Here is a 17,309-nt window from a genome sequence, read left to right on the forward strand (position 1 = left end):
TCACGCCTTGCGCGACTCGCCGCCGCTGGCGCGCCACTCGTAGGCCTCGGGCTCGTCCGCGAACTCGAGCAGGTGCTCGCCCTTCATCTTCACCAAGGCCTCCTTGACCTGCTGCGGGGTGACGTAGAAGAACTCGCGGCGCAGGTTGACCTTGTTGACCCGCTGTTCGGCGAACGTCTCGTGCAGCCGCGCCTCCAATCCCCGCGCATCGTCGCTGTGGATCAGCGCGTGCACGTCGAACCGGAACGGCACCGAGGCGTCGCCGAGTTCGGCCACCCGCTCCAGGGGCTCCTGCCTGCGGGTCATCCCGATCTTCACGATGTCGGAGCCGAAGGCGCCATAGTTGGAGATCACGTAGACGGTGCCCATAGACGTGTTGGCCTGCCGCGCATGGACGTTCTCGAGCGCGGCGCCGTTGCTCTCGAGCTTGGCGGTCAGGTCGGCGATCGCCTCCTCGTTGCCGCTCTCGGTGGCCTTCGCGAGCGCGAACCGGATCTGCGACCGCTCCTTCTCGAGTTTCTCCTGCTCTTTGAGGAACTCCCGCTGGGCCTTCTCCTCCTCGCGTTCGCGGGCGCGCTGCTCGCGGAGGCGCTCTTTCTCCTCCTCGACCTTCGCCTTGTAGTCGGCGGTGAGCTGGAGCTCCTCGACCCGCAACCGGTGGTAGGACTCGGTGATGCTCATCTCCATCGTCGAGCCGAGCCTCGTGATGGTCTCGCGGGTCTTCCGGAGCCTGGTCACCGCCGAGTCGAGCTTGTACGGGCGCATGGTGCGGACGAGGTTGTCGGCCTCCGCGTTGTAGGCGCGCAGCATGAGCTTCGAGAACTCGCGGACCATCTTCCTTCCCGCCGCCGAGGAGCCGTTGACCTGCCAGTTCGTGATGCTCGAGATGGCGTTGTCGCCTTTGGCGAGCGCCTTGTACCGGTCCTTGATCGACTCGAGCCTCGCCTTGTACGCCACCGCGTCCTCGAGCGGGTGCGTGTACTCGTAGACGCCGACCTCTTGGAGCAGGAGGCTGTCGCGGGTCTCCACGAGGGACTCCCGGGCCTTCTCCCGTTCGAGGCCGATGCGGTGCAGCTCGGCGTTCGCGGCGTTCACCTGGAGGCCGATCTGGTGCAGCTGGTTCCTGCCCTGCGCCTCGACGGCGTGTTTCCGCTCCTCGGCCTGGGCCTCGAGGTGGTCGAGCATCGCCCGGCGCCGCCCCGTCTCCACTGCGAGCTCCGAGGCTTCGAGGGCGCCGAGGGCGCTCAACTCGCCGACTGTGGCGACGAGGGCCCGCTGAAGCCGGCCGGCGAACTGCTCCATGGCCTTGACCTGCTCTTCGAGCTGGCCTTTACGGCTGAACTTGCCGGAGCCCGATGCGGCGACCGCGGCGATCGGGGTGTTCAGCAGCGCTTGGAGATCGGCGTTGAGCTGCGGTCCCGCTTCGGAGGGCGGCTGCGGAGGCAGCGGTGGGCTCGCGATCGGCGCGGGAGCGGTTGGACGGACCGGCTCGGCCACCCACCACAGCCAGCCCTGCGGCGCGGCCGGCCAGTCGGGCGGCGGCTGCCAGTTCGCCGGAGGAGCCCATTCCGGTCCCACCGGCCATCCCGGGGGCGCGTTGAATCGATACGTCATCGGATCGCTCCTCTGTCCACTCCGCACTGAGTCACAACACGATGGCACCTCGCCCGAGCGGCCGCAATGCCTGCGGCGGGGAATGCATGATCGGGCCGACCATACCGACCGATCGGCCGGTCCGACGCGGCCGTTCAGACGCGGTGTTCGGGTACGGGCGTTGAGCGCACCAGTTATCGGTTCCTGTGACGATCAGCCGTAACGGTGCCGAACACGGTGCTGGAGCGGGGTGGCGGTGAGGCGGCGAGAATCTGCTTTCGCGTGGGCCTTCGGACGTGGTGGGCGGAGGCTCGCGGTCAAGGCCGGTGGTGAGGCTGGGACCGCTTGTCGGATGGAGTCGTCGGCATCGAGGCTGGCGAGTGCCTCCGGTTCATGCGGTCGACGACGACAAGGCGGTTGTCTCCTCAGGTCGGTGCTGCGGTCTCGGGCGGTGAAGGGTCGCGGTCAGGGCGGGCGGCGACGAAGCGGTGATCGCGAACCGAGCGGGCTTTCGGCCTTCAGATGGCGGGTAGCCGCGGTTCAGGCGGGTGGCGGCAACGGGGTGATCGTCCACTGGGTGGGGGCTTCGGGCTTGGGATGGTGATGGCGTGCGGTCAGGGCGGGCGGCGACAACGGGGTGATTGCGCACTGGGAGGGGCTTTCGGGCTTCAGGGTGGCGGTGGCTGGCGGTCAGGGCGGGCGGCGATGAAGAGAGGGTCGCTCTCAAGGTGGTGCTTCGGTCTTGGCGTGGCGGGCCGTTCGCGGTTCGGGCGGGCGGCGATGAAGGGGTGGTGGTGTACGGGGTAGGTGCTGCGGCTTTGGGGTGGTGGAGGGGCGCTCTCAGTGCGGGCGTTGACGGCGGGGTGGAGTGGGGTCGGGGGCGTGTTGGCGGCTTCGGGGTGTGGGCATGCTGGAGGGCCCGGCCCCTGTCGGGGTTCGGGCTGCGGGCCTGGTGGTGTGGTGGGCCTCGCGTCCCCCAGCAGTCGCCTGCTGGGGCAGGGTAAGAACGGTGGTTCGCCGTAGTCGATGGGCCCGATCGGGACCACTGGCCTGATCGTCGTGGCCGTGCCGGTGAGGGCGGGTTCCCTTGGTGACGATGCTTCGGCTGTCGGTGCGGCCGGTGGCGTCGGTGTGGTGGCCGGGGCCTGCTCACTGTGATCGCTGCGGTCGGCGCTGCTGGCGCTGCTGCCGGTGGTGGTGTCGGCGTTGCCGGTGGTCCTGGTGGTGAAGCGTGCTCGTGCTTTGGCCCTGGCTGCGCGCATGGCGGCTCGGGCGTGTTGGTGTTCGATGATGGCGGCGTGGCCGTCGAGGTCCGGTGTGAGGGTCTCGGACCATTCGGTCCGGTAGAGGCCGGTGGGGAACAGGTCCCAGCCGGAGTCGGCGTGTGCGGTGTCCATGTCGGCATCGGTGCGCCAGTCCGCGCACCCGCACCCGGCGGTCGTGTCAGGGGCGTTCTCGCGGCCGTCGTGGCCGTCGTGGTGGGTGATGACGGCTCGCCCGGGGCCGGTCTTGGTGACGGTCCAGCCTTCGGTGTGGAGGCGGCCGTGGTGGAACCGGCACACCAGGATCAGGTTCTCGGCTTCGGTGGGGCCGCCGTCGGCCCAGTGCTGGATGTGGTGGGCTTCGGTCCACGCGATGGGCCGGTCGCAGCCGTGCCAAACACACCCTCCGGGCTGCTCGAGTTCGAGCTTGCGCCGCAGGGCGGTGTTGGGCAGGCGTAGGGCGCGGCCGAGTTCGACCGCTTCGCCGGTGGCGTAGTTGAACACGCTGGGGATGGCCAGGGCTTCGCAGGCGAGGAGCCGGGCCTGGGCGAGCGAGATCGGGTCGCCGTCCAGCAGGGGCACCCGCCCGGTGTCCTCCCCGCGCAGGGTCGCGATGTCCACGGTCAGGTTCAATGTCGCGGTGTGCCCGTGCCGGGTCGCGGCCTCCGGTGAGGATCCGTACCCGGCGAGGAGCTGGTGCAGGGCTTCGGCGTGCCGGTTCGCTTGCGGGGGCAGGACCCCGTCGCCGTCTTCTTCGTCTTGGCGGGGCGGTGGGCAGGCGGTCTTCAAATACTTGTCGAGGAGCCTGCCGGTGGTGGCGGTGAGTTCGCCTTCGAGGTGCCACATGCCGTTCCCGGTCTCGACCAGGTCCAGCCGCTGCAGGGATTGTTCCCCGAGCGCGTCGAGCAGTTCCGATTCCTCGGCGATGGTCGCCCACAGCCCTTCGAGGTGACGCTGAAGGTCGGCGAAGGAAGCGTGCTGGCAGTACTGGGCCACCATCGCCTCAGGCGTCGCGCACTCCACAGCAGGGTCGAAGGGGGAGGGGACTGCTTCGCGGAAGGGGGTGCGGGCGAACAGGCGCATCGCCGGAGTCTGGTCCAACTGCCGGACCGCGTAGGCGACCTGATCGATCCGCGCCCGGCCCGACGTAGCAGCCTCGGTGAGGATCCGGAACTTGCCCGAGAGGCGCGCGATCGCGGCGATCGCTCCGGCGGTGTTGAACGTGAAATCGAACTGCGACAGCAACAGATCCCGCAGCGCCGAGAACCCGAAGGCCGAGCGGTGGAGGTTCCGCTGCTTCATGTCGATCACGGCGGCGAGCACCTGGGCGTGGAAGGCATTGATACCGGCGGCCGCTGTATCGAGGGTGGCGCGCAGTTCCCGGGCCTGAGTGGCGCGGTCCGTGCCGATGAGAGAGGGAGCGTCCGCGGTGGTGGTGGTGTTCATCGGGGGCTCGCCTCCCTTCGGCAGTGCCGCTGTTCTCGAATGTGTTCTCGGTTGTCGTTCCTTCGTACTCCATCAAGTGTGACAGAACGACTCCGGACTGTCATCGGTCGAAGGTATGAAAAACCGCCCGATCACCCCTAACTTTCGTCAGGGCCCCCTGCGGCCCAACACGAACCACCACCCCCACCACACCCCCGCACCCCGATTACCGCGGCCAGACGCCCGCCACCCCACCCCCGGGCGCCCACCCACCTCTTCGTCGCTGCCCGCTCTGACTCCGACCCGCCCGCCACCCGCACCCCGAGGCCCAGCCTCATCCAAGGGAGCCACACCGTCGCCGCCCGCTCTAACGCCACGTCGCCACCACCCGCGCCCCGGCAACCACTCGGTCCAAAAGGGGCTCATCTGCCATTGTCCGTCCTGGCCCCGCACTCACGCACGCCGCCCGACCGTCTGCCTCATGTCGCGAGGGCGGCCCTGGGCCGGCACTGACCCGACGGGCCGGCGGTCTAGAGCGGGCACCCCCGCTTGCGCCGGGCATCACTGAACCCCTCGGCGGCCCTCAGCCATGGGTGGTCGCGAAGGCGCCCCAGACGACCGGGGCGTCCTCCAGGCGGCCCTCGGCCTCCCAGCGCTCGGCCTTCCGGCGCTGCCAGTCGTTCAGGGCCGCCACGGGATCGGGCCGGTCGTGGGCCTCGTCGACGGCCGCCACCGCCTCCGGCAGGACCGCCGTCTCCGGGGTCGCGCCCGGGGCGAAGCGGCGCAGGCCCGCGTCCGTGGGGAGGGTCCAGCGGGTCGCGGTCACGTACTGCGCGCCCGCGTGGACCGCCGCGGCGACCAGGCCCACCGGTTCGGCGAAGCGGACCTCGCCGCCGCTCTCGCACGCGATGAGCGCCACCCGGTTCGGCATCCGCCAGCCCGCGGCGTCGCCCGGCCGGTGCCCCAGCACGATGTCGGCGGCCGTCAGCGGCCGGTGGCCCCGCACGAGGGCGGCCCGGCCGGTCGTGGCCGGCCCGCAGCTGAGGTGCAGCCGCGCGTCCAGACCGTGGTCGGCGATGGTCACGTGCCCCACGTAGAGGAAGCGCCCCGCGCCCTCCAGGAGCGGTTCGATCGCGTCCCTGTTCAGGTCGCCCCTGCGGAAGGCCGAGCCGTCCGAGGGAGGGGCGAGGCGGTCGCCGAGCCGCTCCACCAGGGCCGCCAGCGGGGAGCCGGGACCGACCGGGCCCAGGACCGAGCCGAGCGCGGCCGTCGCCCCGGGCACGCTCGGGTCCAGCACCGCGACCACCGGCCCTTCGGGGTCCCATGTGGAGACCCGGCGTTCCGGCGCGTTGCGCACGGTCGCCGCGGGCAGGACCGAGACGTCGGCGTTCGTGACGAACCGCTCGCCCTCGTCGACGCGCAGCGCCTCCCAGGGCACCTGCCCCGTGGAGAGCGAGGGCTGGAGGCGCACGTGCGGCCGCAGTCCCTGCTCCAGCACCCCGTTCAGCTCCATCGCCAACTGGTACGGGACGAGCGCCCGCGCCAGGGCCGCCGCGAGCTCGACCTCCCGGTCCCGGTCCGTGAGCGGGCCGCCGAGCGAGCGCTCCAGGGCCCGCTCCACGCTCTCGCCCGGCAGCGGCGTCGGCAGCGCCCCCGCGAGCGCGCTCAGGGCCGGCACCACCGTCTCGGCGGGCACCATGATGTTCTGGATCGCGGCGAGGTCGTGCTCCCACCGCCACGAGTAGAACAACCCGTCGGCGTCGACGATCTTGACCTGCACGGTCGGCCGCTTCACCACGTGTCCACCACCTCGTCGGAGCGGATCGCGAACCCGTAGCGCCGCTCGGTCTCCCCGATCCACGGCTCCAGTGCGGAGGGGCGGCCGGGGTTCACGCGCAGCCGGGGAGGGAGCGCGAACCGCGGGGCCGGGAACCCGCCCGCGGCGGCGGTGACCAGTCCTGCGGCGGCGAACGGCAGCGCCTGCGCCTCCGGCGGGGGCGGCGCGGGATCGGGCGGTTCGGGCACCGCCTCCGCGGGCGCGGCGGCCGGGGCGTGGAGGGACACGGTCGCGCTCATGTGCTCCAGGAGTTCGGAGACGAGCGCGCCGTCCCGCAGGGCCGCCGCCAGGTGCAGCGCGTGCGCCATCGCGGGGACCGCCACGGTGGAGGCCCACTGCTCCCGGGGCAGCCCGGGCGCGAACTGGTGGCGGATCGCATCGGTCGCCAGCGCGGCGGGCAGCGCGAGGTCGAGCGCCGTGCGCAGCAGGCGCTCCCGCTCGGTCCCCGTGACCGCCACGGCGCACCGGGCCGCGGCGGCGAACGCGCGCCGCATGTCGATGCGCGCCAGGTGGTAGCGGGCGCCCTGGGCCTCCAGCCAGTGCCGGGCGTCCAGGTACGCGGCCTCGGCCTCCTCGAACGCGGCCCTGGCCGCCAGCAGGTCGCCTTGCAGGGCAAGGGCTTCGGCGAGCATCGCGGCGTGGCCCGCGCCGCGCAGCACGTCGATCGCCGCGGGCAGCAGCGTCTGCGCGAGCGCGGCGTCGCCGCCCTGGAAGGCGGCGTGCGCGCGGCTGTAGCGGATCTCGGCCGCGCGCAGCGGCTGCTCGCCGTCGGCGAACGCCCGCTCCGCCTCCTCGAGGAGCCGTCGGCCCTCGCCGACGTCGCCGCGGCGCATGGCCAGCCGCCCCTGGTTCGCGACCGCGAGCGCCGCCGAGGCCGGGTCCCCCCGGTGGATCTGCTCGGCGAGCCGCAGGTACCCCATGGCGGCGTCGTTGTCGTTGCGGGCCTGGGCGATCACGGCGAGGTTCGAGTACGGGTGCCCGGCCAGGCGCGGGTCGCGGGCATTGGCGAGCTCCAGGGTGCGCCGGGCGGCGGCCTCGGCCTCCTCCCAGCGTTCGAGGCCGATGAGCAGCACGCTGCGGGAGTTGTGGAGCATGACCGCCACGAGCCCCTCGTCGCCCGCGACGGCGTCGCCAGTGAGCTCCAGGGCCGCGTCGAGGTCGGCGAGCGCCTCGTCCAGGCGGCCGAGGAGCTGGAGGGTCTGGGCCCGGTTGACGAGTACGGACGCCCGCACCGCGACCGTCCCGTACCGGTCGCCCGCCGCCTGCTCGGCCGCGGCGCAGGAGGCCAGCGCCTCGTCGGCGAGGCGCAGCGCCTCGGCGGTGTCGCCGCGGCCCTCGGCCAGCGCCGCGAGGTTCGCGAGGGCGCGGGCGCGCCCGTCGAGCCCGGCGGCGTCCACGTCGGCGACGAGGGTCTGCTCGTACGCCTCCCGGAACATCGCGGCCGCCTCCGCGACCCGGCCCTCGCTGGACAGTCGGGCGGCGTTGTTGTTCAACTCGCGGAACCGGTCCCAGCGCGGGCCGCTGGTCTCCTTGCCGCGCACGCCGATCAGGTCGCCGAGGTCGTCGGTCACGGGCGGCCTCCGCGCAGGCCGTTCGGGCCGCCGAGGCCATCGTCCGCGGAGCTCCCCGAGAGGAGTCCCGCCCGGGACGGACCGCGGCCGCGCAGGTCGCCGGGTCCGCCGCTCACGCGACGGTCTTCGATGCCCGGGGCCGGTCCCGGCGCGGACCGTCTCGCCGTATCGATCAGGTCGTCGCTCATGGCGCGTCGATCCCGAGGGCCGCCGCCCGCTCGGCGAGGGAGGCGTCCGCGGCGGCGAGGCGTCCGTAGGCGTGCGCGACGATCGCGGCGCGGCGGGCGGGGGCGTCCGGATCGACCTCGATCGCCTCGGTCCCGAAGGCCGGGTCGAACACGTGGACCGTCCGCTGCGAGGAGAGGTGCGCCAGGAGCCCTTGCGGCACTTCGGCTTCGCCGGTGAACATGCCGGTGTCCGGGTCGTGGCGCAGCGCGATCTCGGCGCCGCCGATGCGGGCGGTCAGGACACCGCCGCGGACCTTCGGGGCGGCGGGGACGTCGACCGCGACCGTGAAGGCGCCCGCGCGCTGCACCAGCGACCAGCGCGCCCGGCCCACGGCGTCCACGAGCCCTTGGGGAACGGCCTCCCAGGACACCGGCGCCTCGCCGCCCGCGAGCGCCGGGCCTGCTTCGTCCTCGCCGCCCGCCGCGAGCGCCCAGTCCTGCGGCCTCGCACGCACTTCGGCGGTTCGCAGGACGACGCCGTAGTCCTCGGCGAGCCCGGCCAGGTTCGCCGCGAGGTCGCGGGCCTCGGCGCCGAGCACCGGGTGGCGCTCCAGCGCCGCCACCGGTCCGAGGTCGACGGCGGCGAGGGCCCGCTCCACCGCCTCCTCGTCGTCCAGCAGGTGCTCGACTCCGGCGGTGCGCCAGGCGATCTCGGCCCGCAGCAGCCCGGCCGACAGCGCAGGCACGGCCGCCTCGTGCGAGGACGGCCACCACGCCTCGGCCCAGCGCAGGTGCGCCAGCCCGCGGGCGGCGTCGAGCACGGGGGACTCGGCCTCGGCGGCGATCCGGTCGGCGCCGCCCAGGATCGCGTCCGCCGCCTCCGGCCCGTAGACCTCCCACAGCCAGTCGGCGGCGAGTCCGGGTTCGTGGATCTCGGCGTACGGATGCGCCCGGGGCTCCAGCACGTCCCAGTACAGGAGCGCCCCGCGCGGTTCGACGAGCGCCGCCCGCTCCGGGTGGAGCGGCCGGTGGTCGGGGGGCGAGCCGGGCGGATGCAGGAGGGACCCGATGACGATCACCGAGTGGATGCGCTCGACGGGGAACTCGGTCACGTCCCGCCCCCTTCGCGTTCGAGGGTGCGGCGCAGCCGGTCGCGCTGGTCGAGGATCACCGAGCGCAGCACGCCGTCGAGCAGGTCCCACACCCCGTCCGCCTCGGTCGCCTCGCGGCGCAGCTCGCGCCCGTGCAGCCTCGCCCACAGGCGCCGCATGTACGACAGCGGCATGATGAGGATGTCGTCGCGCAGGTTCTCGGGGATGCCGGAGGCCTCGGGGTCGGGGAGCCGCAGCACATGCGCCACATACGATTCGCGCCCCCACCGCGCCTGCAGGCGGCTCTCGGCGGCCGACGCCGCCACCCTGCCGCCGAAGTAGTCGATGCCGGTACTGGCCTCGCGCCCGAGCGCCATCGTGATCCGGCTGGGCTCCTCCGCGAGCTGCCACGGCGCCGCCGAGCGGTGGATCTCGCCCACCACCAGCGCGGGGATGTCGCCCATCGACTCGCGGTGGAACGCCGACGTGAACGCCGCGAACAACCGCTCCATGATGGACCGGTCGAACGGCCTCGGCAGCCGCCGCTTCGAGGCGCGGTCGCCGATCTCCGGCGGCGCGGGCCGCTCGCGGCTCGACAGGCCGCACCGGCGGGCGACCCCCGGCCGGTCGAGCCCCGCTCCTTCGGCGGTCCCGACCCGCTCGTCCACCAGCCGCCGCCACAGGCGCTCGTCGGGCGCCGTCGGGCAGGTGTCGAGGAATTCGCGCAGCTCCGCATGAGCCGGCGCGGCGGCGCCCCCGTCCGGGCGCGCCTCCCACGCCGACCGCACCAGCCCCGCCAGCTCCGCGGTGCGCTCGGGGTCGGTCACGAAGGCCCGCAACCGGTTCACCGTCACCGAGCCGCGCTCGGCGTGCACCTCCGCGACGGCGCCCGCCGCGACACCGGCCGCGCCGGACATGGACTTCGGGTCCCCGTACCGATGCGCGAGTTCGAAGCAGCGCTGGAAGTACAGGTCCTGCGGGTGCCCCTCGGTGATCCCGGCGCGCCGCCGGGCCTTCTTCACCAGCTGGAACCACGTCGCGGTCGCCGCGAGCACCGGCCCCGCGTCCAGGATCGCCGCGCGCAGCTCGTCGACGTGCTCCACGTCGATCACCCCGCCCGCGAACCGCGCGTTCAGGGTCGGGCGCAGCACCAGCGGGTCGAGCAGCAGCTTCACCGTCCTCGCGAGCGGCCTGCCCGACGGGTTGCTCAAGGGCGCCACGGCATCGCCCAGCTGGGCCCACGCGTCGGCGATGAGCATGCCCCGGGGGACGGCCGCCGAGGGCGCGATGCCTTGCACCATGCCGCGAAGTGTAATCGCCCCGCGCCGCCTCCGGCTCCTCCCGCGGTTCGCGATCGCGAACCTGTGACCGGTAGGGGCGCGCGGCGGGCGACGCTGTGCGCGTCGACCCGCCGACGCCGAAGGAGGCCCGCCATGTACTACGACCCGCCACGGAACCCGCTCCCGGCGCACGGGCAGCTCGTGCGGTCCCCGTACGGCACCCCCGACTGCCCGCTCACCCCCAGGCGCGGCCCGTTCAAGTCCCGCGTCCCCGGCATGCTGGCGATGGTCCTGGTGCCGCCCCTGGCCATCGGCGCCGTCGCGGTCGCCGGGGAGCACCTCACCGCCCCCGACCCCCAGATCACCCTCCGGTCGGGCCTCGGCTTCGCCGGCGAGCTCGCGCTCGTGCCCTACGACCGCACCGGATCCGGCGGCCTGGTCGACTCCCTGGCGAACGACGCGTTCCAGGTCCGCATCGCCGCCGTCGACCTCGCCACCGGCGACCTCCGGTGGGACGTGCAGCTCGCGGACGAGCCCGGCTGGGGCGCCGCCGTCGTCGCGGCGGGCGAGACCTACGCCTACCTCGCCACCGACGACGGCCTCACCGTCCTCGGGCTCGACGACGGCGCCGTGGCCGCCGAACCCGGGTCGGTCCCCGGACTCGAAGGCGCCCAAGCCGCCTCGGGCGCGGCCTACGGCTTCGACCCCGCACTCGGCGCGGTCGTCGCGCTCGACGTCGACGGCGGCCTCCACACCATCGCCCTCGACGCGCTCGAAGCCGCCCCCGCCGACGCGGACACCGCCGCCGCCTGGTCGGGGCGGCTCACCGCCGAGGGCGGCGTGCCCGACATCGGCGGGCTCACCACCACCCGGGCGCTGCTGGCCGACGGCGAGAGCACCGTGAGCGTCACCCCGACCGCCGAAGGCGCGCTCGGCGCCACCCTCGCGGTCGAGGGCCCGGACGGCGGGCGCCGGGCCCTCGGCACGCGCGTCTTCTACGAGGCCGCGATCGTCCTCGACCAGACCGCGCCCGCGTCCACGACCCTGGAGATCGACGTCGACGACCTGATCGCGGAGTTCGCGGAGGACCCGGCCGGCGCCGCCGCGGACCTGTGGACCGGCCTGGGCGACACGGCCGCGGGCGCCGCCTCCGGCCACGTCCTCGTCGAGCACCGCCCCGAGCCGAACGGGGACGCCTACGCGCTCCACGTCGTCTCCCTCGAGAACGGCCGGGTCACCGCCTCCTTCGACACCGCCGCGCACCTGGGCCGCGCCGCCACCTCGCCCGGCGGCCGCACCGTCGTGATCACCGCGCCCCCGGACGACCCCCGGCACTCCGACCTCGTGGTCGTCGCCCCCGACGGCTCCATCGACCGCGTCGAGTTCGGCGAGACCGACCTCCTCGGCGAACCCGTCCTCGAATGAGGACCCGAAACCTGTGACCGGTAGCGACCGCACCGGTCCGAGACTGAACCCACCGAACGAAAGGAACCCGCCATGTTCAAGGTCATCAACTGGACCCTCCTCGCCGCCGGCGGCCTGTGCACCGTCATGTACGTCCTCACCGGCCTCGGCGGCGACGACCCCTTCGCATGGCTCAACGGCTGGATGGTCGGGCCCATCATCCTGCTCTTCGTCCTCCCGACGACCGCCTCGGTCGGCCGCACGGCCGACGGCGCCCTCCGCCAGCTGCGCGGCCTCGCCCCCAAGGGCTTCGAGGGCGCCCCGCTCGCCATGGGCACCGTCGTCTCCGCCGACCGGACCGGCCTGAGCATCAACGACCAGCCCCAGCTGGAGATCCTGCTCGACGTCGACACCGCGGACGGCCAGTCCTTCCGCGGCGTCGCCCGCACCATCGTCGACCTCACCGAGCTCGCGGCCGTCGTCCCCGGCGCGATGCTCCCCGTCCGCTACCGCCCCGGCAGCACCGACGGCGTGGTCGCGATCGCCGCCGACGCCCCGCAGGCCGAGCTCCAGGCCGCGCTCGACCGCGTGCGCCTCGCCAAGGGCCTGGTCACGCCCCGCCAGCTCCAGATCGCCGAGCAGGGCACCGAGGCCAAGGCGGTCGTCCTGGCGCTCACCCCGACCGGCGACATCAGCGGCGACCGCGCCGTCATGGACGTCAGGCTCCGCATCACCCGCCCCGACCTGTCGACCTTCGACCTCGACCAGCGCAGGCCCATCGACGCGAGCGCCATCCCCCAGCTCCAGCCGGGCATGGTCGTCAAGGTCCGCTACCTGCCCTACGACGAGTCCGAGGCGGTCATCCTGACCGCCCTCCAGCCCTGAGGCCCGGTCGGCCGCGGCGCCACCGGGCGCCGCGGCCGACCGGGGCGTCACCGGCGCGCTGTATCCTCGCGTTGGGTCACCGCCGACCGCACCCGCAGTGACCATTCGCCCCAGACCCGCCCTTTTCCGTCCCAAGCGCTTCCCGCCTCGGACCCCGGCCCCGACCGAGTGAGTAGGACACCGTGCAGACCCCCGTTTGGCTCGCCGTCGACCTCGGCACCACCCACACCGTCGCCGTCGTCGGCCGCGACGGCCAGGAGCCCCGCTCGCTGATCTTCGACGGCTCGCCGCTCCTGCCCTCCGGCGTGTTCCTCGACGCGAGCGGCGAGCTCCACACCGGCCGCGACGCGCAGCGCCTCGCCGCGTCCGAGCCCGCGCGCTTCGAGCCGCACCCCAAGCGCCGCATCGACGACGGCACGGTCCTCCTCGGCGACCGCGAGGTCCCCGTCGAGGAGCTGCTCGCCACCGGCCTGGGCCGCGTCGCCGAGGAGGCCGCCGCCTCCGGGATGCGCCCGGCCGAGACGGTCCTGACCTGCCCCGCCGACTGGGGGCCGGTGCGCCGGGCCGCCCTGGAGCGGGCCGCGGGCATCGCGGGCCTGCCCAAGCCCCGCCTGCTGCCCGAGCCGATCGCCGCCGCCACCTACTGCGCCGAGGTCCTCGGCCAGGAGATCCCCGTCGGCGGCACCGTCGTCGTCTTCGACTTCGGCGGCGGCACCTTCGACGCGGCCGTCGTCCGCCGCGCCGACGACGGCCGCCTGCGGACCCTCGCGGTCGGCGGCCTCGACGACCTCGGCGGGCTCGACGTCGACATGGCCCTCGCCGCGCACCTCGGCCGCATCGTCGCCGGCCGCGACCCCGAGCTGTGGCAGCGCCTCAGCGAACCGGAGACCACCGCCGACCTGCGCGACCGCCTCGCCTTCTGGGGCGAGGTGCGCGCGGCCAAGGAGATGCTCTCGCGCACCTCCACCGCGCCGGTCGCCCTGCCCGGCCACAACCCGATGGGCCTGCACCTCACCCGCGACGAGCTCACCAGCCTGGCCGATCCGCTGGTGGCGCGCGCGGTCGACGAGACGCGCCGCACCCTCGAACGCGCGGGCGTCGAACCCGCCGCGCTCACCGCGCTGCTGCTCGTCGGCGGCTCCAGCCGGATGCCGCTGGTCGCCACGAGGCTGCACGGCCGCTTCGGCATCGCGCCGTCCGTGCCCGAGCAGCCCGAACTGCCCGTGGCCTTCGGCGCGCTGCGCCACGCCCTGGCCGAACCGGAGGCCCCGGCCGCGACGACGCCGTCGCCGTCGCCGCCCGTCTCCCCGGTGTCCCCGGTGACGTACGTGCCCGTCCCGCCCCCCGGCAGCGCCTCCACGCCCGCCACGGGGCCCGACGCGACCGGCGCCATGCCGCCGAACGCCCCGACCCAGCAGGCCCCGCACCAGGGCTTCCCCCCGCCAGTGACCCCGCAGGCCCCCGGCTCCGGCCTGCCGCCCGTCCACACCGGACCCCTGCCGGTGGGCGGCCCGCCGCCGCGCCGCTTCGCCGCGCTCACCATCGTCTCCTCGCTCGTCATCGCCATCGTGATCGCGGTCGTCTTCGCGCTCAACCAGATCGACTGGGGCGGCCTCACCGGCGACCTCGACCCGGGCGGCGCCATCGACGACGCCGTCGACGCCCTCGACGGCGACGGCGACGGCGACGCCGCCGACGGCGACACCGGCGAGGCCCTGACCGCCGCCTACGAGCAGCAGCTCAACGCGGGCGGGGCGGCCGCGGTGGCCGCCGCCGACGGCAAGGCGATCCTCGCCGAGGTGGTCGGCGGCGAGACCGTCGTCAGCGCCCTCACGCCCGAAGGCGAGGCGCTGTGGACGCAGGCCTACGACCTCGAGCCGACCGAACTCGCGCTCACCGTCGTCGAGGACCTGCTGGTCATCGACGCGACCGCGTCGGCCGCCGACGAGGGCGAGGACATGCGCGCCGTCGCCTCCCTCGAGGACGGCGAACTGCTCTGGAAGCGGGCGTGGTCGCCGCTGGTCCGCAACGACGTCGCCTTCTACGGCACCGACGTCCTCGTGGAGCAGCGCGACGGCTTCGAGGACAACGCCGCGATCCGGATCGACCTGCGCACCGGCGAGGAGGTCTGGAGCAAGGGCGGGCCCTACGACCTGTTCATCATCGACGAGTACCGCGTCCGCGCCGCCACCGTCTGGGACGAGGGCCAGGAGGCCGCGGGCACGACCCCGCCGAACTCCAACACGCTCTACGACAACCTGCTCGCGGGCGACCGGATCGTGGACCTCGACCCGTACGAGGGCACCGGCACGGTCCGCGACGCCGCCGACGGCGGGGCCGTCACCAGCGGCGACATCCCGGTCGACGCCAACATCTGGACGGTCTTCGACGACCTGGTCATCGGCAAGGCCTCCGACGAGGCCTCGCCCGGCCGCCACACCCTGATCGCCCACTCGCTGTCCGACCTTGGCGAGTCCTGGCAGCTCCCGCTCGACGTCGCCTACAGCATCAAGCACGTCAAGCCCTGCGGCCCGCACCTGGTCTGCGCCGCGATCGACCACACCGACGCGGACGACCAGTACAAGACCATCGCCGTCGACACCGCGACCGGCGAGCAGGTCTGGGAGCGGCCCGTGGACTGGGCCTTCGACGACAACTGGTACAGCGGCCCGAGCGGCCTGGTCTTCGGCAACCAGGTCTTCGACACGGTCGACACCGCCGCGCTGCTGGACTTCGGAGGGCGGTCCCTCGCCGAGGGCGGCCTCGGCTCGTTCGTCTTCGCCGTGCGGGGCGACCGGGCGGTGATGGTCGCCTCGGGCACCGACGGCTGGCACGCCGCCGTGGTGGACATGGCGACCGGGGCGCGGACGGCCCCGGCGCTCATCGGCCCCGACCTGCCCGAGCACGCCTCCATCGCCGGGGACCTCTGCGTCGTCCTGTCCAAGGACCTGCGGGCCCTGGTCTACACCGTCCCAGGGCTCTGAGACGGCTCAGCGATTGTAGAGGTCCACTCCGGACCCGTCGCGGAACCGGATGCGGAGGTACACGGCGCCTTCGCGCTCCACGTCGCCCTCGAACGCGAACCGCGCCGAGGGCACCTCGATGACCTTGTCCAGCAGCACGACCGTGTCGGACCGTACGAGCGCCCCTGGCGGATGCCCGGGCCCGGGCGCGGCGCGCCGCTCGGCGGCGTAGCCGAACCGGTCGTGCGAGAGCACCCAGACGCCCTCGCGGTGCGGCCCGGTGCCGAGCAGCCTCGCGGCCTCGCACCCCTTGCCGTCCCCGAACGCGACCAGGCCCGGCGGCCGGCCCTCGAACCGGCGGACCGCGTTCCAGTACGGCGCGCCGGTCAGGAGCCCCAACGGGCTCAGGAGCTTCGCCGCCGCCCAGCCCGCCGCGGTCATCGCCTTCCACGCCGCCGAAGGATGCCCGCGGATATCCGACTGGTAGTTGCCGCGCTTGGTGGCCGCGAATCCGCGCAGGCGCTCGCCCTCCCGGAGCCACTGCCCGGTCACCAGGCTGCGAGCGTCCTCGTACAGGTCGTACTCGCGGCCGCTCATCAGGAGTTGAACTCGCTGAGCAGCTTGTTCAGCGCGTCGGCCGCCTCCTGGTCGGCCGCGGCGTGGTCGGCGCGGCACTCGCCGATGAGCATCGCCTGGCCGTCGAACGCCGACACGATCTCGCCGATCGCCTCGTCCAGGCCCTCGGCCGTCGACATGTAGTGGCCTTCCAGGCCCACCCAGCCGGGGACGCCCCAGGTCGCCTCCTCGGCCATGGTCTCCGAGGCCTGCGACTGGATCGGGCCCGCCTGCCCCGCGAGGCCCTGGAGCGCCGACTGGAGGCCGTCGAGCTCGTCCAGGTCCACATTGATCGCGCCGCCGCCCCCGGCCCCGCCGCCGGAGCCCCCGGCGGTCATCGCGCCGAGCTGGTCCATCGCCGCCTGCGGCGCGTTGGCGGCCAGGCTCGCGCCCGCGCCCACGGCCGCCTTGACGAGTACGCCCTTCCACAGCGCGTAGCCCATGCCGTCGCGCAGGCCGAAGATCTGCCCGGGGGAGACGTGGAACGCGCCCTTGCGGTTGAGCCCCTGGTCGACCAGGACGCGGAGGATCTTGCCGAAGATGCCCGTGGTGGTCTTGATCTTGTTCATGACCCGCAGGAACATCGAGGTCGCCTTGTAGAACGCGCTCAGGACGTACGTGGCGATGCTCGCGCCGAACGACCACGGGCCGGTCGCGAGCGCGATGAGGCCCCGGGTGATGAGCCACGCCACCAGCTCGGCGAGGATCGACTCGATGAGCGCCTTGATCGCCTCGGCCAGCATCCGGCACCAGCTGACGATCTGCTGCACGTTCGACGCCTCGTTGGCCGCGGCCGCGATCGCCGCCGCGAGCGCCTCGAGCTGCTCGGCCGCGGCGGTCGCGTCCTGGCCCTGCCAGGAGTTGAGGTTCGCGCCCACCGCAGAGCTGGTGTCCGAGGAGAGCGTCTGGAGCGAGCTCGAGACCTCGCCCCACGCCTGCTCGACGCGCTCCATGTCGCCCGGGGAGCCCGAGACGTACTCGATCGCCTCGTTGAACGGGTCCACGAGTTCCAGGACGATGCTCAGACCGGCCGACGCCAGGGCGAAGACCGGGTCCTTCATCGCGCCCAGGACCTCCATGCCCAGGCCCATGATCTCGCCGGGGATGGCCGAGGCCGAGGAGATCCGGTCGTCGCCGGCGATCGTCCCCCAGATGTTCTGGGCCAGGCTCGAACCCGTGCTGACTACTGGAATATCACCCATGATGTCGCTTTCGT

The 17,309-nt window shown here is 73.7% G+C and carries 11 protein-coding genes; 3 read left to right on the top strand and 8 right to left on the bottom strand.

The window, feature by feature from the left end:
• The 6 genes from LO763_RS19020 to LO763_RS19045 form a co-directional block, all read right to left on the bottom strand.
• The gene (locus LO763_RS19020) at positions 1-1,614 is read right to left on the bottom strand and encodes an SNIPE associated domain-containing protein (RefSeq protein WP_230787336.1); all 1,614 of its coding nucleotides are present in this window, start codon (positions 1,612-1,614) and stop codon (positions 1-3) included.
• Positions 1,615-2,261: 647 nt separating this feature from the next.
• Positions 2,262-4,301, bottom strand: coding sequence for an HNH endonuclease signature motif containing protein (locus LO763_RS19025; protein WP_230787339.1), 2,040 nt, complete (start codon positions 4,299-4,301; stop codon positions 2,262-2,264).
• A 562-nt stretch (positions 4,302-4,863) separates the two neighbouring features.
• Entirely contained in the window at positions 4,864-6,078 is a 1,215-nt protein-coding gene (locus tag LO763_RS19030; RefSeq protein ID WP_230787341.1) for a CHAT domain-containing protein, read from the bottom strand.
• Positions 6,072-7,688: a tetratricopeptide repeat protein gene (locus LO763_RS19035; RefSeq protein WP_230787345.1), complete on the bottom strand. Its 1,617-nt coding sequence runs from the start codon at positions 7,686-7,688 to the stop codon at positions 6,072-6,074. The genes LO763_RS19030 and LO763_RS19035 overlap by 7 nt, the downstream gene beginning before the upstream one ends.
• Positions 7,689-7,872: 184 nt before the next feature.
• Positions 7,873-8,967, bottom strand: a complete 1,095-nt coding sequence (locus tag LO763_RS19040) for a hypothetical protein (protein ID WP_230787347.1) — start codon at positions 8,965-8,967, stop codon at positions 7,873-7,875.
• Positions 8,964-10,247: a hypothetical protein gene (locus tag LO763_RS19045; protein WP_230787349.1), complete on the bottom strand. Its 1,284-nt coding sequence runs from the start codon at positions 10,245-10,247 to the stop codon at positions 8,964-8,966. The genes LO763_RS19040 and LO763_RS19045 overlap by 4 nt, the downstream gene beginning before the upstream one ends.
• A 132-nt stretch (positions 10,248-10,379) precedes the next feature.
• On the opposite strand from LO763_RS19045, the gene LO763_RS19050 reads away from it, so the two are divergent.
• The 3 genes from LO763_RS19050 to LO763_RS19060 all read left to right on the top strand — a co-directional run bounded on the left by LO763_RS19050 (position 10,380) and on the right by LO763_RS19060 (position 15,499).
• Complete coding sequence (locus LO763_RS19050; protein WP_230787351.1) at positions 10,380-11,651, top strand: PA2928 family protein; 1,272 nt, start codon at positions 10,380-10,382, stop codon at positions 11,649-11,651.
• 72 nt (positions 11,652-11,723) lie between these two features.
• Positions 11,724-12,515: a hypothetical protein gene (locus LO763_RS19055; protein ID WP_230787353.1), complete on the top strand. Its 792-nt coding sequence runs from the start codon at positions 11,724-11,726 to the stop codon at positions 12,513-12,515.
• A gap of 182 nt (positions 12,516-12,697) precedes the next feature.
• Positions 12,698-15,499, top strand: a complete 2,802-nt coding sequence (locus LO763_RS19060) for an Hsp70 family protein (RefSeq protein WP_230787355.1) — start codon at positions 12,698-12,700, stop codon at positions 15,497-15,499.
• Positions 15,500-15,505: 6 nt separating this feature from the next.
• On the opposite strand, the gene LO763_RS19065 is transcribed toward LO763_RS19060, so the two are convergent.
• Positions 15,506-16,075 (bottom strand): hypothetical protein, encoded by a 570-nt coding sequence (locus tag LO763_RS19065; RefSeq protein ID WP_230787357.1) that lies wholly within the window; start codon positions 16,073-16,075, stop codon positions 15,506-15,508.
• A complete protein-coding gene (locus LO763_RS19070; protein ID WP_230787359.1) occupies positions 16,075-17,295 on the bottom strand; it encodes a hypothetical protein in 1,221 nt (406 codons plus the stop codon). The genes LO763_RS19065 and LO763_RS19070 overlap by 1 nt, the downstream gene beginning before the upstream one ends.
• Positions 17,296-17,309 lie beyond the last annotated feature (14 nt).

Source organism: Glycomyces amatae (assembly GCF_020991375.1).
In the GTDB taxonomy this organism is placed as follows: Bacteria; Actinomycetota; Actinomycetes; order Mycobacteriales; family Micromonosporaceae; genus Glycomyces; species Glycomyces amatae.